This window comes from Streptomyces abyssalis (genome assembly GCF_001751365.1).
GTDB lineage: Bacteria > Actinomycetota > Actinomycetes > Streptomycetales > Streptomycetaceae > Streptomyces > Streptomyces abyssalis.
This window is the reverse complement of the sequence record NZ_LJGT01000038.1, coordinates 410,002-429,445: the sequence shown is the minus strand read 5'-3', so window position 1 is coordinate 429,445 and position 19,444 is coordinate 410,002. Positions and strand designations below refer to the sequence as shown.

The following is a 19,444-nucleotide window of genomic DNA, read 5'->3' as shown; positions in this document are numbered from 1 at the left end:
AGGACGAGGGCCTCACGCGGTCACGAGGACCGCCGACCGGAGCCCCGTGGCTTGCCGGACGCTCAGTGGGTGACGGTCAGTGGGTCTGCTTGGTGATGTCGAGGTCGCGGGGGACGAGCACAGCGGCGACGACGGCGGCTCCGGTCATGATGAAGAAGCCGACGAGCCCCGTGAGGGTGAGGGAGTCCGTGAAGGCGTCGGCGGCGCGGTCCGCCAGGGCGGACGAACCCGTCAGCGCGGCGATCTCCATGGCTCCGCCGAGGGATTCCCGTGCGGCGTCCGCCTGGGCGTGGCTGAGGCCCAGCGCGGACAGGACGGCGCCGCCGAGGTGGGACTTGTAGGCGGCGGAGGCGATGCTGCCGAGAACGGCCACACCGAGCACGCTGCCGAACTCGTAGGACGTCTCCTCCAGGGCGGCGGCGTTGCCGGCTTTCTCCTGCGGGGTGCCGGACATGACGATCGCCGACGCGACCGCCAGCGAGCTGCCGCCTCCGCCGAGCAGCGCCAGGGACAGCGCGATCCAGGAGTACCCGAGCGGACTGGGCGCCACGCAGATGACGAGGAACCCCAGTCCGGCGACTGCGAGGCCGCCGCCGAGGACGTTCCGGGCGCCGATCCGGGCGGCGAGCGCCGGGGCGATCGGTGAGACCACACCCATGGCTATGGCGGCCGGCAGCAGGGCGACGCCTGCCTGAATGGGGGAGCGGCCGTCGACGAGCTGCAGCCACTGGGCGACCAGCAGCAGGAGCGCACCCATGGCGAACATCGAGGCGAGCGCGGCCAGGATGCCCGCGGTGAACGGCGGCCTGCGGAAGAGCCGCAGGTCCAGCATCGGGTCCGGCCGGTTCAGGCATCGGCGTACGAACCAGCCCAGGATCAGGACTGCCGCCGCGAGCGCGGCCCATGACGCGGCGTCATGGAAGCCCTTCTCCGCGAAGTGCTTGACCGACCAGACCAGCGCGACCATGCCCGCGATCGAGGCGAGCGTGCCGGCCATGTCCCAGCGCGGCTTGGCCTTCGTGCGGTACTCGGACAGCAGGAACAGGCCGGCGAGGACCGCCACGGCCATCAGCGGCACGTTGATCAGGAACGCCGACTGCCAGGAGACGTGCTCCAGGAGGAGACCCCCGACGACCGGCCCGACCGCCATGCCGACAGCCGAGATCGCGGCCCATATGCCGAGGGCGGTGGCGCGCTCCTTCGGGTCGGTGAAGAGCACGCGGATCATCGACAGCGTCGTCGGCATGATCATGGCACCGGCGCCGCCGAGCAGCGCCCGGATCAGGATCACTCCCGCCGGGCTGTCGACGGCCAGGATGGCCAGCGAGAACCCGCCGAAGAACAGGTATCCGGTCAGCAGTGTGCGCTTGCGTCCGTAGCGGTCGGCCAGCGCGCTGACGGGGACGAGCAGGCCGGCCAGGATCAGCGAGTAGATGTCGACGATCCAGAGCTGCTGGGCGGCGGTGGGGGCGAGTTCGGCGGTTATGTGCGGCAGGGCGACGTTGAGGATCGTCATATCCATGACGATCACGAGGAGGCTGGCGGACAGCACCACCAGCGCCCCCCAGCGCCGCCCGGCACTCAGCGGTGAGGGGGCCTGCTCCTCGGTCCGTACGGCGGTCACTTCTCCTCCTCGGCGGGGTGCGGACGCATCAGGGCGGTGAAGACGCGGGTGAGGTCCGCGAGACTCAGCGGCTCGTCGTGGACCGTCGCGTGGAGGCTGACGCCGTCGGCGAACGTGGCCACCAGCCGCGCCGTGGCCGGGTCGGTCCAGTCGGACAGCAACTCGACCATCCCGTCGAACCAGCGCATCGCCAGCGGACGCAGTTCGGGGCGCTGGATCGCGGCGCAGTACAGGGCGGTGTCGGCCCGCACGCTCTCGCGGTCGGCGAGGTAGTCGTGCAGGAGCCGGGCGAGGACCTCGGGGTCGCCCTGCGCCTCCGCCGCCTCGCGCCGTACGTCCCCGAGAACCTCCTCGACCTCGTCCGCCAGGAGTTCGAGGCCTGCCTCGCGCAGCTCGTCGAGCGTCTTGAAGTAGTACGTGGTCGCTCCGAGCGGCACCTCGGCGCGCTCGGCGACCCGCCGGTGGGTGATGTTGCCGCCGCCCTCCTCGATCAGGAGGTCGGCCGCGGCCTGAATGATCGCCCGCCGGCGTGCCTGCGGGTCGCGCCGGCTGCGGGAAGCGGGCTGTTCGGAGCCGGTGGACGAGGGCGTCGTGGACGGGCCTGGCATCGCGGTCCCTTCTTCTTGTACGGATGTACTAGTGCGAGTGTACATGTACATCCGTACAAGAAACTCGGCCGGGTCCGCCGCCTCGTTCCGGGCCGGAGAGAAATAACAAGCACGCTTGATTGTTTCGCTGTCCGCTGTCACGCTCATGGGGTCCCGAACTCGACGAGGAGGGTGCGTGGTGGTGGCCGAGAGTTCGAGTGCGGGTACCGGTACGGGCGACGCAGGCGTCACCGAGGCCGTCCTCGCGGATCTGCGGGACGAAGGCGAGGCCCTGGAAGGGCTGGTGGCCGGGCTCGACGCGGAGGCGTGGGCTCTGCCGACACCGGCCCCCCGCTGGACGGTCGCCCACCAGATCGCCCATCTCGCCTGGACCGACGAGCAGTCGCTGCTGGCCGCGACGGACGAACCCGCTTTCCGCGAGGCCTCACAGGCCGCGCTGGCGGCGCCGGACACCTTCGTCGACGAGGGTGCGGAAGCCGGCGCCGCGCAGCCGCCGGACCGGCTCCTGGAGCGGTGGCGCGCAGGGCGCGAAGAGTTGCTGCGGGTGCTGGGGGGAGTGCCGCAGGGCCGCCGGATCGCCTGGTACGGGCCGTCGATGAGCGCCGCGGGGATGGCGACCGCGCGGATCATGGAGACCTGGGCCCACGGCGAGGACGTCGCCGAAGCCCTCGGCGTGCCCCGCGATCCGACGCAGCGGCTCCGTCACGTCGTACGGATCGGCGTGCGGGCACGGGACTTCGCCTACGCCGTGCGCGGCCTCGAGCCCCCGTCCGAACCCTTCCGCGTGGAACTGGTCGGCCCCGGCGGCCAGTTGTGGGCGCACGGTCCCGAGGACGCGGCGCAGCGCGTGACCGGCGACGCCGTCGGCTTCTGCCGGCTCGTGACGCAGCGGGTCCACCGGGACGACGCCGGCCTGCGGGCCGAAGGGGCGGACGCACAGCGGTGGCTGGAGATCGCCCAGGCCTTCGCGGGCCCGCCGGGCGAAGGCCGCGAGCGCAAGGAGGCACAGCGGTGAGCGGCGCGGCGAGCGGGACCGGGAGCGAGTCCGAGGGCGGGACGGCGAGCCGGACGGCGAGCGGCGCCGCGAGGGCAACGACTGGCGGGGCGGTCGGCGCGGCGGACGTGCTGCGCATCGGCAACTGCTCCGGCTTCTACGGCGACCGCTTCCGTGCCATGGAGGAGATGCTCACCGGCGGCCGGCTCGACGTGCTGACCGGGGACTATCTCGCCGAGCTGACGATGCTGATCCTCGGGCGGGACCGGCTGAAGGACCCCTCGCGCGGCTATGCGAAGACCTTTCTGCGGCAGCTGGAGACGGGGCTCGGACTCGCGATGGACCGCGGAGTGCGGATCGTCGTCAACGCGGGTGGTCTCAATCCTGCCGGACTGGCCGACGCCGTACGGGAGTTGAGCGAGCGCACCGGTGTGCCGGCCGCCGTCGCGCACGTCGAGGGCGACGACGTACTGGCACTGGGCGGCGGACACGGCGGCTGGGGCGAGGGCGTGCTGACGGCCAACGCCTACCTGGGCGGCGGCGGCATCGCCGAGTGCCTGCGGGCCGGCGCCGACATCGTGGTGACCGGCCGGGTGACGGACGCCGCGCTGGTGAGCGGGGCGGCGGCCGCGCACTTCGGCTGGGCGGGCGACGACTGGGACGCGCTCGCCGGAGCGGTGACCGCGGGACACGTACTGGAGTGCGGCGCTCAGGCCACCGGCGGCAACTACGCCCTCTTCGCACGGGAGAACCTCGATGTGACGCACCCCGGCTTCCCCCTCGCCGAGATCGCGCGGGACGGAAGCGCCGTCATCACCAAACACCCCGGCACCGGCGGCGCGGTGACTACCGGCACGGTCACCGCCCAGCTCCTGTACGAGACGGCGGGCGCGCGCTACGCCGGACCGGACGTGACGGCACGGCTGGACTCGGTGAGCCTGTCGCAGGAGGGCCCGGACCGGGTGCGGATCGACGGCGTACGGGGAGAGGCGCCGCCGCCCCGGCTCAAGGTCGGCCTGACCAGGCTCGGCGGCTGGCGCAACGAGGTCACGTTCGTGCTGACCGGCCTCGACATCGAGGCCAAGGCGGCGCTGGTGCGGCGGCAGATGGAGGCGGGGCCGGCGGGACCCGGCCGGGAGGGCGGCGGGCGGCCGCCGGCGGAGGTGACCTGGACCCTCGCCCGTACCGACCACGCCGACGCGCCCGTTCAGGAGGAGGCGAGCGCGATGCTGCGGATGGTCGTGCGTGACCCCTCCGAGGAGGCCGTGGGGCGGGCCGTGAGCGGCGCCGCGATCGAACTTGCGCTGGCGAGCTTTCCCGGCTTCCACGTGACGGCGCCGCCCGGAAAGGGCTCTCCGTACGGGGTGTTCGAGGCCGCCTGGATCGACGCGGACCGTGTGCCGCACGTCGCGGTGCTGCCGGACGGGCTGGGGTCACCATCCGCCGAAGGCAGCGGGAAGGTGGACGTACCGGCGCCGGAGAAGACGCAGGATCTCGTCCCTGTGGAGGAGCCCGCACTGCCGGAGCCCCTGTCCTCCGACGCGTACGGGCCGGTGCGCAGGATGCCGCTGGGCGAGCTGGTGGGAGCGCGCAGCGGGGACAAGGGCGGCAGTGCGAACGTGGGGGTGTGGGTGCGCGGGGATCTCGGGGAGGACGCATGGCGGTGGCTGGTCCATACGCTGACAGTTGATGAAATCTGTCATCTGCTACCTGAAATCCGTCATCTGTCCGTCACCCGCCACGTCCTCCCCAACCTCCGCGCCGTCAACTTCGTCGTCGACGGCCTGCTCGGTGAGGGCGTCGCCTCCCAGGCGCGCTTCGATCCGCAGGCCAAGGCGCTGGGCGAATGGCTGCGTTCCCGCCACACCGACATACCGGAAGGGCTTCTCCCGTGAGTGCACTGACCTCGGCGCTGGACGTGTCGGGCGGCGAGTACGCCGGACACCGGCGGCAGATGCTGGAGAGGATCGCAGAACTCGACGCGGAACTCGCCAAGTCCGTCGCTGGCGGAGGTGAGAAGTACACCGAACGCCACCGCGGGCGCGGCAAGTTGCTCGCCCGCGAACGCATCGAGTTGCTGCTCGACCCGGACACGCCCTTCCTGGAGCTGTCGCCCCTGGCGGGCTGGGGCAGCGACTACGCGGTCGGGGCCTCGCTGGTGACGGGCATCGGCGTCGTCGAGGGCGTCGAGTGCCTGATCACGGCGAACGACCCGACCGTACGGGGCGGCGCCAGCAACCCGTGGACGCTGAAGAAGGCCCTGCGCGCCAACGAGATCGCCTACGCCAACCGGCTGCCGTGCATCAGCCTCGTCGAGTCCGGCGGCGCGGACCTGCCCAGCCAGAAGGAGATCTTCATCCCCGGCGGGGCGCTCTTCCGCGACCTCACGCGGCTGTCCGAGGCCGGAATCCCCACGCTGGCCGTCGTGTTCGGCAACTCGACGGCCGGAGGCGCGTACGTACCCGGCATGTCCGACCACGTGATCATGGTCAAGGAGCAGTCGAAGGTGTTCCTCGGCGGCCCGCCGCTGGTGAAGATGGCCACCGGCGAGGAGTCCGGCGACGAGGAGCTCGGCGGTGCGGACATGCACACCCGCGTCTCCGGCCTCGGCGACTACTTCGCGCTGGACGAGCCGGACGCGCTGCGCCAGGCCCGCCGCGTCGTCGCCCGCCTCAACTGGCGCAAGGCGCACGGCAGTCCGGCCTTCCCGGCGGCGCCTCCGAAGTACGACGAGGACGAGCTCCTCGGCATCGTCCCCGGAGACCTGAAGACGCCCTTCGACCCGCGCGAGGTCGTCGCCCGTATCGTCGACGGCTCCGACTTCGACGAGTTCAAGCCCCGCTACGGCACGAGCCTCGTGACGGGCTGGGCGGAGCTGCACGGCTATCCGCTGGGCGTCCTCGCCAACGCGCAGGGTGTGCTCTTCAGCGAGGAGTCGCAGAAGGCCACGCAGTTCATCCAGCTCGCCAACCAGCGCGACATCCCGCTGCTGTTCCTGCACAACACCACCGGCTACATGGTCGGCAAGGAGTACGAGCAGGGCGGCATCATCAAGCACGGCGCGATGATGATCAACGCCGTGTCGAACTCGAAGGTGCCGCATCTGTCGGTGCTGATGGGCGCCAGCTACGGAGCCGGCCACTACGGCATGTGCGGACGGGCCTACGACCCGCGGTTCCTGTTCGCCTGGCCGAGCGCCAAGTCCGCCGTCATGGGCCCGCAGCAGCTCGCGGGTGTGATGTCGATCGTCATGCGGGAGTCGGCGGCGGCGAAGGGCAAGCCGTTCGACGAGGAGGCCGACGCCGGACTCCGCGCCATGGTCGAGCAGCAGATCGAGGCGGAGTCGCTGCCGATGTTCCTGTCGGGACGGCTCTACGACGACGGTGTGATCGACCCGCGCGACACCCGCACGGTGCTGGGTCTGTGTCTGTCCGCCATCCACACGGCGCCCGTCGAGGGAGCGCGCGGCGGCTTCGGCGTCTTCCGGATGTGAGGGCTGGGACGGTGCCGGGAGCTGCGGGAGCTGTGAGTCCTGCGGGAGCTGTGAGTGCTGCGAGGGGCGGCGGAGTGGAGCAGAGAATGATCACATCGGTGCTGGTCGCGAACCGTGGCGAGATCGCCCGACGCGTCTTCCGTACGTGCGCGGAGCTGGGCGTCGCCACGGTCGCCGTCCACTCGGACTCCGACGCGGACGCGCCGCACGTACGGGAGGCGGACGCGGCGGTGCGGCTCCCCGGCGACGCGCCCGCGGACACCTATCTCCGGGGCGACCTGATCGTCGCGGCGGCGCTGGCGTCCGGGGCGGACGCTGTGCACCCGGGCTACGGATTCCTCTCCGAGAACGCCGGGTTCGCACGTGCCGTGCGCGACGCGGGTCTGGTGTGGATCGGCCCGCCTCCGGAGGCGATCGAGGCGATGGCGTCCAAGACGCGTGCGAAGAAGCTGATGGGCGAGGCCGGAGTGCCGCTGCTGGAGCCCGTACGTACGCAGGAGGCGCGCGAGAGCGACCTGCCGCTGCTGGTGAAGGCCGCGGCGGGCGGCGGCGGACGTGGCATGCGCGTCGTGCGTGAACTCGCCGCGCTGGAAGGGGAGATCGCCGCGGCGAAGGCGGAGGCGGCAGCCGCTTTCGGCGACGGCGAGGTCTTCGTCGAGCCGTACGTCGAGCGCGGACGCCACGTGGAGGTGCAGATCCTCGCCGACGCGCACGGCGCGGTGTGGACGTTGGGCACCCGCGACTGCTCGCTCCAGCGGCGCCACCAGAAGGTCGTCGAGGAGGCTCCCGCACCGGGCCTGAGCGGTGAACTGCGCGACCTGCTGCACAAGTCGGCGGCCGACGCGGCACGTGCCGTGGACTACCGGGGCGCCGGCACGGTGGAGTTCCTGGTCACCGGTGGCGACGTGCAGGGCACGGGGACGCGGGAGTCCGGGGAGGGCTCCCGCGCGTACTTCCTGGAGATGAACACCCGGCTCCAGGTCGAGCATCCCGTCACCGAGTGCGTGCACGGTGTGGATCTCGTCGCGCTGCAGATCCGGGTGGCCGAGGGCGAGCCGCTGGACCCGGAGGGGCCGCCCTCCCCCCGCGGGCACGCCGTCGAGGCCCGCCTCTACGCGGAGGACCCGGCCCGTGGCTGGCAGCCGCAGACCGGCACGCTGCACTGTCTGCGCGTCGCGGGCGCCGGCGGGCACGGGCAGGGCGGCATCCGGCTGGACAGCGGCGTCGCGGACGGCGACGTGATCGGCGTGCACTACGACCCGATGCTGGCCAAGGTCGTGGCATGGGCGCCCACGCGGCGCGAGGCCGTACGCAGGCTGGCGTCCGCGCTGGAGCGCGCACAGGTGCACGGGCCGGTGACCAACCGTGAGCTGCTCGTACGGTCGCTGCGGCACCCGGACTTCGCGGAGGGCCGCCTCGACACCGGCTTCTACGACCGGAACCTGGACTCGCTCACCGAGGACCTGGACGGCGGCGGCCCGGACGCCGCCGGGGCCGGGGGCGGGGCCGGGACGGGCACCTCCGCGGGCCGCCCCGGGGGTACCACCCGGGCCGCGAGGCCCAGGGGGAGGCTGGCCGCGCTGGCCGCCGCGCTGGCCGACGCGGAGCGGTCACGGACCGCCGGCGGCACCGTCTCCGCGCGGCTCGGTGGCTGGCGCAACGTGCCCGCACACCCCCAGTCGAAGACGTACCGGGCCGAGCCCTCCCAGGAGGAGACCGAGATCCGCTACCGCCTCACCAGGGGCGGACTGCTCCTCCCGGACGGCGGCTTCCCAGGGGTGAAGCTGCGCCTGCTGCACGCGGCACCCGACCACGTCTCACTCGAAGTCGACGGTGTGCGCCGGGACTTCGCCGTGGCGCGCTACGGGGAGGACGGCTCGCATGTGTACGTGGACGCGCCGCCGCCCCTGGGCTGCCACGCCTTCACCGCGCTGCCCCGGCTCCGTGAGCCGGAGACCGCGAACGAGCCCGGTTCGCTGCTGGCGCCGATGCCGGGTGCCGTGGCCCGCGTCGTGCCCGGGCTGGCCGTCGGCGTCACCGTCAAGGCGGGGGAGCCGCTGCTGTGGCTGGAGGCGATGAAGATGGAGCACAAGGTCGTCGCGCCCGCGTCCGGCACGCTCACCGCCCTCCACGCGGAGGCGGGCCGCCAGGTCGAGGTGGGCGAACTGCTCGCCGTCGTCAGCGAGGACGGGGCGGCCCCCGGTACAGACACCGCCGCGGAGACAGAGCCCGTAAGAGCCGAGTCCCGGGAGTCGGAGTCCGCAGCAACGGAATCCCCGGCAACCCAGTTCCCGGCAACCGAGTCCCAGGTAACCGAGTTCCCGGCAACCGAGTCCGCAGAAGCCCGTCGTACGGAAGCAGCACAGTCCGCCGCCCCGAAGGAGCCGTCATGACCAATGCCCTGCTGGAGACCGAGGAACAGCGTGACCTGCGAGCCGCCGTCGCGGCGCTCGGCAAGCGCTTCGGACGCGAGTACTTCACCGGCGTCGTCGCGGAGGGCAAGCACACGGACGAGCTGTGGGCCGAAGCGGCGTCGCTCGGGTATCTCGGCGTCAACCTCCCCGAGGAGTACGGCGGCGGAGGCGGCGGCATAACCGAACTGGCCATCGTCCTGGAGGAGTTGGGAGCAGCCGGCTGCCCGCTGCTGATGCTGGTCGTCTCGCCGGCGATCTGCGGCACCGTCATCGCCCGCTTCGGCACCGAGGAGCAGAAGCGCGAATGGCTGCCCGGACTGGCCGACGGCAGCCGCAAGATGGCGTTCGGCATCACCGAACCCGACGCCGGGTCCAACTCCCACCGCATCACCACCACGGCACGCAGGGAAGGTGAGGACTGGCTGCTCACCGGCCGCAAGGTCTTCATCTCGGGCGTCGACATCGCCGACGCCACGCTCGTCGTCGGCCGCACCGAGGACGAACGTACGGGCAAGCTCAAGCCCTGCCTGTTCATCGTCCCGCGCGACGCACCCGGCTTCACGCGCAGCCCCATCGAGATGGAACTGGCCGCGCCGGAGAAGCAGTTCGAACTCGTACTGGACGACGTGCGGCTGCCGGCGGACGCGCTCGTCGGCGGAGGACAGGGAGAGGACGCGGGGCTGCTCCAGCTCTTCGCGGGCCTCAACCCCGAGCGCATCATGACGGCCGCCTTCGGCATCGGCATGGGCCGCCACGCGATCGACCGGGCGCTGGACTACGCCCGTACGCGCCAGGTGTGGAAGGAACCCATCGGCAGCCACCAGGCCATCGCGCACCCGCTCGCCCAGGCGCACATCGAGCTGGAGCTCGCCCGGCTGATGATGACCAAAGCCGCCGCGCTCTACGACGCGGGCGACGACATGGGCGCGGGCGAGGCGGCCAACATGGCGAAGTACGCGGCCGGGGAGGCGTGCGTGAAGGCCGTCGACCAGGCGGTGCACACCCTCGGCGGCAACGGGCTCACGAAGGAGTACGGCATCGCCTCCCTGATCACGGCGGCGCGCGTCGGCCGCATCGCGCCGGTCAGCCGCGAGATGGTGCTGAACTTCGTCTCGCACCAGACGCTCGGCCTGCCGAAGTCGTACTGAGCGGCGCCGACGGGCCCGGCCGCGCCGGGGGCTTCTGAGGAGGGACGCCACGAAGGAGACTGTGGGGCATCTCCGGTCATTTCGCCGACGGCGGAACGGACGGCGGAACGGACGGCACCACGGACGGCACCGCACGAACCGGGTGCGCCGCGCCGCACGCACCGCACCAGGCGTGCGCACCGCACCAGGCCCCGTGCGCACCGCGCCGTACCGCCGAGGCCACCGCTCCGTCGCCGACGACCACCTTGCTCGGGAGGACCACATGATTTTCCACAGCGAGTACGCCGACGTCCCCCTCGTGGACGAACCCATCCACGACGCCGTACTGGGCCACTCGGCGGGCCTGTACGCCGAACGGACGGCGCTCGTGGACGGCGTCGACGGCTCCACACTCACCTACGCACAGCTCGACGCCTTCACCCGCCGCATCGCCGCCGCGCTGGCGGAGGCCGGGCTGCGCAAGGGCGACGTGCTCGCCCTGCACAGCCCCAACACCCTGGCCTTCCCCGCCGTCTTCCACGGGGCGACGCGAGCCGGGGCGGCCGTGAGCACCGTCCATCCGCTGGCGACGGCCGAGGAGCTGGCGCGGCAGCTCGGCGACTCCGGCGCACGCTGGATCGTGACCGTCTCGCCGCTGCTGGAGACGGCACGGCAGGCGGCGGAACGGGCAGGCGGCGTGGTGGAGATCTTCGTGTGCGACCACGCGGAGGGGCACCGCAGCGTGCTCGACATGCGCGGCAGCACGGCTCCCGAGCCGCGGGTCGTCATCGACCCGGCGCACGACCTGGCCGCACTGCCGTACTCCTCGGGCACCACGTCCATGCCGAAGGGCGTGATGCTCACCCACCGCAACATCGCCACCAACCTCGCCCAGCTCAACCCCCTGATGCCGGCGGGCCCCGAGGACCGGCTGCTGGCGGTGCTGCCGTTCTTCCACATCTACGGTCTGACGGCGCTGATCAACGCACCGCTGCGCCAGGGCGCATCCGTCGTGGTGCTGCCGCGCTTCGACCTCGGCCAGTTCCTCGCGGCGATCGAGACGCACCGCGTGAACGTCCTCTATGTCGCGCCTCCCATCGTGCTCGCCCTGGCCAAGCACCCCGACGTCGACAAGTACGACCTGTCGTCGCTGGAGTTCGTCCTCAGCGCGGCGGCGCCGCTGGATGCCGAGCTGGCCGCCGCCTGCGCGACGCGCCTGAACGTGCCGGTGGTCAAGCAGGCGTACGGGATGACCGAGCTCTCGCCCGGCACGCACGTCGTGCCCCGGTACGAGTCGGGGCCGCCCGGGGCGGTCGGGAAGCTGCTGCCGTCCACCGAGATGCGCGTCGTCTCCCTCGAGGACCCCGACCGCGACGCCGGCGCGGGCGAGGAGGGCGAACTGCTCTTCCGCGGGCCGCAGGTGATGAAGGGGTACCTGGGGCGTACGGGCGAGACCGACGCGATGATCGACGCCGAAGGATGGCTGCGCACCGGCGACATCGGGCGCGTGGACGCGGACGGATGGCTGTACGTCGTCGACCGCGTCAAGGAGTTGATCAAATACAAGGGGTACCAGGTGGCCCCGGCCGAGCTGGAGGCCGTGCTCCTCACCCACCCGGCTGTCGCCGACGCCGCGGTGATCGGGGTGACGGACGCAGAGGGCAACGAGGTGCCGAAGGCGTTCGTCGTGCGGCAGCAGGGCGAGGCGGGGGAGCGGCTGAGCGAGGAGGACGTAATGGCGTACGTGGCCGAGCGGGTCTCCCCGTACAAGAAGGTGCGGCGGCTGGAGTTCACGGCGGCCGTGCCGCGTGCGCTCAGCGGCAAGATCCTCCGGCGCGAACTGCGCGCGGCGGAGGCGGAGAAGGCGCGGGGCGAGGGATGACGGCGTGACCGGAGTGACCGGTGTGACCGGCGTGACGGATTGCCGGGTATGACGGCGTGATGACGGGTGACAGTTGGTGAAATCTGTCATCTGTCATCCGTCACCCGTCACCCGTCAACCGTCACCGTCATCCGATTGACGGCAGATGACAGCGGACCAGTGCGGGAGGACGAGCGAGAATGACCGGAACCGCCGAAGAGGCACACCCCGAGGGGCAGTTGGTGCGCAGCGCGCACGAGCGTGGCATCACCACACTCACCCTCGACTCCCCGCACAACCGCAACGCGCTCTCCAAGGCCCTCGTCTCCCAGCTCTACGCGGGCCTGGAGGAGGCCGCAGCCGATCCGCGGGCACGGGCGGTGCTGCTGACCCACACCGGCAACACCTTCTGCGCGGGCGCCGACCTGCGCGAGGGCAGCGGGAGCCCGGGCGATCTCGCGGCGCTGCTGCGCACGATCGTGGAGCTGCCCAAGCCGGTCGTCGCACGCGTCGAGGGGCATGTACGGGCCGGCGGTACGGGCCTGCTCGGCGCCTGCGACATCTCGGTCGCCGGGCCGGGCGCGAGCTTCGCCTTCACCGAGGCGCGCATCGGGGTGGCACCGGCCGTGATCTCGATGCCGCTGCTGCCGCGCCTCGACGCCCGTGCCGCCGCCCGCTACTACCTCACCGGCGAGCGCTTCGGGGCCGCCGAGGCGGCGCGTATCGGACTGGTGACACTGGCGGCGGACGCGGACGCCGGTGTGGCGGCGGGCACCGGTGTGGACGCGGGCGAGGGCGTGGACGTCGTGGACGGCATGGACGCCCTGCTGGAGCCCGTCCTCGACGGCCTGCGGCGAGGCTCGCCGCAGGGTCTGGCGGAGTCGAAGCGGCTGGTCACGGCGGAGGTGCTGCGGGCGTTCGACCGGGACGGCGATAGCCTCGCGGAGCTGTCCGCGCGGCTGTTCGCCTCCGACGAGGCCCGCGAGGGCATGACCGCTTTCCTCGAACGACGGGAGCCCGCATGGGTGCTGTGAACACCCGCGGTGCCGAACCGAAGCAGGACCGCAGCCGCGCGACGCGGCAGCGGCTGCTGGAGTCGGCCGTGACCTGCCTCGCCGAACACGGCTGGACGGGCAGCACGGTCACGGTCGTCGCCGAGCACGCCGGTGTCTCACGGGGCGCGGCGCAGCACCATTTCCCCACCCGCGAGGACCTGTTCACGGCCGCGGTGGAGTACGTGGCCGAGGAGCGTTCCAAGGCGCTGCGCTCGCCCGAGCGGGACCCGGACCACCCGCCCGGCACGAGGGCGGCCGTGGGAATGCTGGTGTCCCTCTACACCGGGCCGCTCTTCCGGGCCGCGCTGCAGCTGTGGGTCGCGGCCTCGAACGAGCCCCAACTGGGCCCGCGTGTCACCGCGTTGGAGGCACGCATCGGCCGGGAGACGCACCGGATGGCGCTGGAGCTGCTCGGTGCCGACGAGTCCGTGCCGGGGGTGCGCGAGACGGTGCAGGGCCTGCTCGACATGGCGCGCGGCCTTGGTCTGGCGAATCTGCTGACGGACGACAGCGCGCGGCGCGAACGGGTCGTCGCGCAGTGGGAGTCGATCGTCCGGGAGGCGCTCGCGCGATAGCGGCCGCCCCGGCCGCCTGCCCCGACCCCGACACCCCTGCGGTTCGCATTCACCGATGTGGATGGGGCCGCAGGGGTGTTGTGCCGGCGGATCACCAGATGCCGTCGTGGATATGCGCTTGTGCGCGGTATTGACGCCCTACAAGGCCACTTCTATGGTGACGCTCGATTCATAAACCTGGCAAGCGTTCATGTCAGTGAACATATCGGTGAGCGCTCCAGTGAGCACCGGTGAACGTGCCAGTGAGCAGCAGCGCTCAGTGCCGAGCGGTGGACACCGCACGGGAACCTGCCGGCGCATACCCAACGTCGAGGAGTCGTGATGTCCGCACTGGACTGGACCGTGGTGGGCGCGTACTTCTTCGTGATGCTGGGCATCGGGGTGTGGTCCAAGACCCGCGTCGAGAACGTCGCCGACTTCTTCACCGCCCGCGGCCGCGTGCCCTGGTGGCTCTCCGGCATCTCCCACCACATGTCGGGCTACAGCGCGATCATGTTCGTCACCTTCGCGGCAGTCGCGTACGACCACGGCGTCACCGTCTACTTCTGGTGGGCCCTGACGATCGGACTCGGCATCGGCGTCGGGGCGTTCCTCTTCGCCCCGCGCTGGAACCGGCTGCGCGCCAAGCACGGCGTCAACTCGCCGCTCGCCTATCTCGCCGTCCGCTACAACCTGCCCACACAGCAGGTGCTCGCCTACAGCGGTGCCGCACTGAAGGTCGTCGACATCGCGGCCAAGTGGGTCGCGATAGCGGTGCTCCTGCAGGGCTTCGCCGACATCCCACTGGCCTGGGGCATCGGACTGACCGGCGTGTGCACCATGTTCTACGTGACCTTCGGCGGCCTGTGGGCCGACGTCCTCACCGACTTCGGGCAGTTCGTCATCCAGGCCGTGGCCGGGTTCGCGATGTTCTTCGCCGTACTGGCGCACCTCGGCGGCGTCTCGTCCCTGTGGACGATGTACGACGAACTGCCGGACGGGCACGGCGACCCCGTGGCGGGCAACGTCACCACCGGCCTCCTCCTGGCGTTCCTGCTGGTGAAGACCTTCGAATACAACGGCGGCATGTGGAACCTCGCGCAGCGCTACATGTCCGCCCCCAGCGGCTCCCGGGCCCGCAAGTCGGCGCTGCTGTCGAGCGCGCTGTGGCTGGTCTGGCCGTTCGTCCTCTTCGTGCCGATGGTCGCGGCGCCGCTCATCGTGCCCGGCCTGGACAACTCCGAGGACTCCTACATCCGTCTCGCCCAGGAGCTGCTGCCCACGGGCCTGATCGGTCTGCTGCTCGCCGGGTTCTTCTCGCACACCATGGCGATGGTCGCCTCCGACTCCAACGTCATCACCGCCGTCATCACCCGCGACCTCGCGCCGGTGCTCGTACCGCGGATCAAGCGCATGACGCAGCGCGGCCAGCTGCTCTTCGCGCGCGTCACCACGGTCGCCTTCGTGACGTCGAGTATGGCGCTGGCGCTCTTCAGCGACCCGGACGGCTTCATCATGACCGTCGTCGTCAGCATCGTGGCGGCGACCATGGGGCCGATCTCCATTCCGCTGATGCTCGGGCTGCTGCCGTGGTTCAAGCGGACGGGCCCGCTCGCCGCTATCGCCTCGTGGGCGGGCGGGCTCGCGGTATGGGCGTATCTCTACTGGGGCGCCGGGAACGCATCGGAGGCAGCCACCGTCGGCTTCCCGGTCCTCACCTCGCTGGTGCTGTACGTCGGCATCGGCCTGCTGAGGCCGGAGCCGCGCGCGGACCGTTCGGCGCTGGTCGACTCCCTCGGCAGCGATCCGACGGAGGAGGAACGCCTCGCGCTGGAACGGCAGTTCCTCGCCGACCCGGACAAGGGCGGCGAACCGCAGGAGCCGACGGCGGTCCGGTAGGGGCGGGGGAGATCGCGATGACGGCTGACAGTATTTGATATCTGTCAGCCGTCAGCCGTCAGCCGTCAGCCGTCAGCCGTCAGCCGTCAGCCGTCAGCCGTCAGCCGTCACCCGTCACCCGTCACCCGTCACCCGTCATCTGCGACGCTTCCCGCACACCCCCGCGCAGGAACCTTCCCGTACGGGAAGCCGCGACGTGGGCGACCTGTTCCGGAGTGCCCTCCGCGACGATCTCGCCCCCGGCGGCACCGCCCGCCGGGCCCAGGTCGATCACCCAGTCCGCCGCCCCGATGACGTGGAGGTCGTGCTCAACGGTGACGACGGTGTGGCCCGCGTCGACGAGCTGCTGCAGCACCCCGAGGAGCCGTGCCGTGTCCGCCACATGCAGGCCGGTCGTCGGCTCGTCCAGCAGGTAGAGCGTCCGTCCCGTCGAGCGCTGCCCTAGCTCTTTCGCGAGCTTCACGCGCTGCGCCTCACCGCCCGACAGCGTGTTCGCCGGCTGGCCCAACTGCAGGTAGCCGAGGCCGACTTCGTCCAGCCGCCGCAGCCGCGCCGCCGCCCTGGGGACCTCGGCGAAGACGTCCAGCGCCTCCTCGACTGTCATCTCCAGCACCTCGGCGACGTCGTGCCCCCTCCCTCGTGCCTCCCGCGATCTCGTCCCCGCCCCTCGCTCTCCGTAGCGCGCCGCGAGCACCTCGCCGCGGAAGCGCCTTCCCCGGCACTCGGGACAGCGCACCTCCACGTCCGGCAGGAAGTGCATCTGGACGCTGAGCACTCCGGCCCCGGTGCAGCGCTCGCACCGTCCGCCCGGCATGTTCGGGGAGAAGTACCCGGCCGTGAGACCGGCTTCGCGGGCCGCGGCCGTCGCGGCGAAGGCCTCGCGTATCGGCGTGAAGGCCTCGGAGTACGTCGCCGGGTTCGACCTGGGCATGCGGCTGATCGGCCGCTGGTCGATCGTGATGACCTTGTCCAGGTGTTCCCAGCCCTCGATCTGCCCGTACGGGCCCGGCGGTTCGCCCGTACCGTGAAAGCGTCTGCGCGCGGCGCGGTCGAGGATGTCGAAGAGCAGCGACGACTTGCCCGATCCCGACGGCCCGCTCACCGCGACGAACTTCCCGAGCGGCAGCCGCGCCGTGACGTTCTTGAGGTTGTGGGCACGCGCGCCGCGCACCACGAGTGAGGTGCCGTCGCCGGTGCGCGGCACCGGCGGACGGGGCATGGTCACACGTCCCGAGAGGCAGTCGCCGGTGACCGATCCGGGTGCCGAGGCCACGTCCTGCGCGGTGCCCTGGGCGACGATGCGTCCGCCGTCGCGTCCCGCGCCCGGCCCGACGTCGATGACGTGGTCCGCTGCCCGCAGCATCTCCAGGTCGTGCTCGATGACGAGGACGGTGTTGCCCAAGTCGCGCAGCCCGCGCAGCACTTGGACCAGCCGACCGGTGTCGGCGGCGTGCAGGCCGATGGTCGGCTCGTCCAGTACGTACAGCACACCGGTGAGTCCCGATCCGAGCAGCGAGGCCAGGCGCAGCCGCTGCGCCTCACCGGCGGACAGGCTCGGCGTGGCCTGCTCCGGCGTCAGATAGCCCACGCCCACATCGACGAGCCGGCGCAGTCGTTCCCGCAGGTCGGCCATGACGGGTTCGGTGACGAGCCGCTCCTTCCCCGTGACGGCGTCCGCGAGTTCGCCGACCCAGCCCGTCAGCGCGGTGAGCGGCATGCGGGCGGCGGCCGGGAGGCTGAGCCCGCCGACGGTCACGGCCCTGCTCTCCGGCTTCAGGCGTGTGCCCTCGCACCCGGGACAGACGTCCTTGACCAGTGAACGCTCGGCCTTCTCGCGGTAGCCGGAGTCGTCGATGCGTTCGGCGTAGCGGCGCAGCATGTTCGTCACGACGCCCTCGAAGCGTCCGCGAGCGACCGTCGGCGGGGGTTCGGTGCCGGGGAAGCGGGCGCGGAAGGCGTCGCTGCCGACACCGTGCAGGAGCAGGTCACGCTGCACGTCCCCGAACTCCTTGACGGGAACGTCCGGTTCGAAGGTGAAGCCGTAGTGCCGCGCGGCAGCCCGCAACACCTCGACGTTGCGCTCGGTGACGACGGGGTGCCAGCCGCGTACGGCGCCTCCGGCGACGCTGCGGCCCTCGTCGACGAGGCTCTCCACATCGGCCTGGAAGACGGTGCCGAGACCGGTGCACGTGGCGCAGGCGCCGGCCGGCTTGTTGAAGGAGAAGTTCCCCATCACGATCTCGGGCACCGGAGTTCCGCAGTGCGGACACGGCACGCTGCGCCGGGCGCCGTCGTCCTCGTCGTCCCCGCCGCCGGCGTCGTGTCCGGGCCCGGCACCGTGTCCGGGCCCGGCACCGTGTCCGTGGTCCTCGTCGTCCCCGCCGGGACCGTCGTCGCCTGCCACGTCGTACGAGGGCGGGACGTCGCCGCCGCAGGCAGGGCACGGGCGCCGGCCGATGCGGGCCCACAGCAGCCGCAGGCAGGTGAAGACCTCGGTGACGGTGCCGACGGTCGAGCGGGGGCTGCGGTTCGTCAGATGCTGGTCCACGCTGATCGACGGGGACAGACCGCTGATGGAGTCGACGGAGGGCTTGCTCACGAACATCGTGACCATGCCCAGCGATTCGAGGTACTGCCGCTGGCCTTCCCTGTGCAGCGTGTCGAAGGCCAGCGTGGACTTGCCGGAGCCGGACAGGCCGGTCAGTACGACGAGTGCGTTCCTGGGTACGGCCAGGGACACGTTCTTGAGGTTGTGCAGGCGCGCGCCCTCGATGCGGATCTGTGCGGGAGACGGATTCTGGGTGGCTTTCTCCGCGGTATCCATGCTTTAAAGTTTCTCATTGAAGCTCTAGTTGAGACTTGGTGAGCAAGGTGCCCCAGCATCAGCGAATGACTTCCGGCGCAAGTCTCAAATCGCGGCGGAAGGCGGCGCATCGGTCCGCGGTCGGGGGAGGCCGGCACCGGCCCCGTACGGGCCGGGCGGGGGAAAGGGAGGAGCGGATGCCGCGTGTGAACGGCGAGGGCGGAAAGCCGGTGCGCCGTCCGGTGCGACTGCGCCCCGTCGATCTCGCGCGGGCCGCCGGCGTATCGGCCCAGCAGATCCGCAACTACGAGGCTGCCGGCATCCTGCCGCCCGCCTCACGCACGGAGTCCGGCTACCGCGAGTTCACCGGCCGGCACCGCCGCGCGCTGCTCACCTACCGCGCTCTGGCGCGGGGTTACGGCCCCGGCACCGCCCAGGCGATCATGCTGGCGGTGCACGACGGCGAGGTACCACGGGCGCTCGCGCTCGCCGGCGAAGGCCACGCTTCGCTGCACGAGCAGCGCTGTTCCCTCCGCGAGGCCGCTCGCGCGCTCGAAGCGATCGCCGCACAGGACCCGGAGGCCGACGCGCACCGGATGCCGCGCCCGGACCTGCGCATCGGTGAGGCCGCCGCCCTCGTCGGCGTACGGGCCTCGGCGCTTCGCGTGTGGGAGGACGCCGGCCTGCTGGCTCCGCGGCGCGACCCCGCGACCGGCTACCGCCGCTACGGCGCGCGAGAGGTCCGGGACGCACGCCTGGTCAGCACCCTGCGGCAGAGCAGATATCCGCTGCCGCGCGTCGTCGCCGTACTCGACGGGCTGCGCCGCACCGGCAGCACGGACGAGCTGCGCGCAGCGGTCGCCCAGCGCCAGGAGGAGCTGGACAGGCGGGCGTTGGCCATGCTGGAGGGCTCCGGCCTGCTGTACGGCTACGTCACGGGGCCCGACGGCTGCGTCACGGAGCCCGCCGCCACGGAAGATGCGGACGCGGACTGAACACGCGCGGGCAGCCG

The 19,444-nt window shown here is 71.8% G+C and carries 13 protein-coding genes; 10 read left to right on the top strand and 3 right to left on the bottom strand.

Translation table 11 applies throughout. From position 1 onward, the window contains the following. Nucleotides 1-76: 76 nt before the first annotated feature. Together AN215_RS09085 and AN215_RS09080 are read right to left on the bottom strand one after the other, a co-directional pair. The gene (locus AN215_RS09085; protein ID WP_070013096.1) at nt 77-1,624 is read right to left on the bottom strand and encodes an MFS transporter; all 1,548 of its coding nucleotides are present in this window, start codon (nt 1,622-1,624) and stop codon (nt 77-79) included. Continuing rightward, nucleotides 1,621-2,232, bottom strand: coding sequence for a TetR/AcrR family transcriptional regulator (locus AN215_RS09080; protein ID WP_070013097.1), 612 nt, complete (start codon nt 2,230-2,232; stop codon nt 1,621-1,623). Before AN215_RS09080 ends, AN215_RS09085 begins: the two co-directional genes overlap by 4 nt. A gap of 181 nt (nt 2,233-2,413) precedes the next feature. Between AN215_RS09080 and AN215_RS09075 the strand changes: the two genes are divergently transcribed. The 9 genes from AN215_RS09075 to AN215_RS09035 all read left to right on the top strand — a co-directional run bounded on the left by AN215_RS09075 (nt 2,414) and on the right by AN215_RS09035 (nt 15,629). Further along, nucleotides 2,414-3,247, top strand: coding sequence for a TIGR03084 family metal-binding protein (locus AN215_RS09075; RefSeq protein WP_245694356.1), 834 nt, complete (start codon nt 2,414-2,416; stop codon nt 3,245-3,247). A gap of 158 nt (nt 3,248-3,405) precedes the next feature. Continuing rightward, nucleotides 3,406-5,121 carry an acyclic terpene utilization AtuA family protein gene (locus tag AN215_RS09070; RefSeq protein ID WP_070013878.1) on the top strand — a complete coding sequence of 572 codons (1,716 nt, stop codon included), beginning with the start codon at nt 3,406-3,408 and terminating at the stop codon, nt 5,119-5,121. Beyond that, nucleotides 5,118-6,719, top strand: a complete 1,602-nt coding sequence (locus tag AN215_RS09065) for an acyl-CoA carboxylase subunit beta (RefSeq protein WP_070013098.1) — start codon at nt 5,118-5,120, stop codon at nt 6,717-6,719. The genes AN215_RS09070 and AN215_RS09065 overlap by 4 nt, the downstream gene beginning before the upstream one ends. A gap of 86 nt (nt 6,720-6,805) precedes the next feature. After that, nucleotides 6,806-9,112: an ATP-binding protein gene (locus AN215_RS09060; protein WP_070013099.1), complete on the top strand. Its 2,307-nt coding sequence runs from the start codon at nt 6,806-6,808 to the stop codon at nt 9,110-9,112. After that, nucleotides 9,109-10,281, top strand: a complete 1,173-nt coding sequence (locus AN215_RS09055; RefSeq protein ID WP_070013100.1) for an acyl-CoA dehydrogenase family protein — start codon at nt 9,109-9,111, stop codon at nt 10,279-10,281. Before AN215_RS09060 ends, AN215_RS09055 begins: the two co-directional genes overlap by 4 nt. A 262-nt stretch (nt 10,282-10,543) precedes the next feature. Beyond that, the gene (locus tag AN215_RS09050; protein ID WP_070013101.1) at nt 10,544-12,142 is read left to right on the top strand and encodes a 4-coumarate--CoA ligase family protein; all 1,599 of its coding nucleotides are present in this window, start codon (nt 10,544-10,546) and stop codon (nt 12,140-12,142) included. Between the two features lie 179 nt (nt 12,143-12,321). Next, nucleotides 12,322-13,155 carry an enoyl-CoA hydratase family protein gene (locus tag AN215_RS09045; protein ID WP_070013102.1) on the top strand — a complete coding sequence of 278 codons (834 nt, stop codon included), beginning with the start codon at nt 12,322-12,324 and terminating at the stop codon, nt 13,153-13,155. Next, nucleotides 13,143-13,751: a TetR/AcrR family transcriptional regulator gene (locus AN215_RS09040; protein WP_070013103.1), complete on the top strand. Its 609-nt coding sequence runs from the start codon at nt 13,143-13,145 to the stop codon at nt 13,749-13,751. Before AN215_RS09045 ends, AN215_RS09040 begins: the two co-directional genes overlap by 13 nt. 321 nt (nt 13,752-14,072) lie before the next feature. Next, nucleotides 14,073-15,629: a sodium:solute symporter family protein gene (locus AN215_RS09035; protein WP_070013104.1), complete on the top strand. Its 1,557-nt coding sequence runs from the start codon at nt 14,073-14,075 to the stop codon at nt 15,627-15,629. A 121-nt stretch (nt 15,630-15,750) separates the two neighbouring features. On the opposite strand, the gene uvrA is transcribed toward AN215_RS09035, so the two are convergent. Then, a complete protein-coding gene (uvrA, locus tag AN215_RS09030) occupies nt 15,751-18,453 on the bottom strand; it encodes an excinuclease ABC subunit UvrA (protein ID WP_070013105.1) in 2,703 nt (900 codons plus the stop codon). Nucleotides 18,454-18,629: 176 nt separating this feature from the next. Between uvrA and AN215_RS09025 the strand changes: the two genes are divergently transcribed. Further along, complete coding sequence (locus AN215_RS09025) at nt 18,630-19,427, top strand: MerR family DNA-binding transcriptional regulator (protein WP_070013106.1); 798 nt, start codon at nt 18,630-18,632, stop codon at nt 19,425-19,427. The last annotated feature ends 17 nt before the right edge of the window (nt 19,428-19,444 follow it).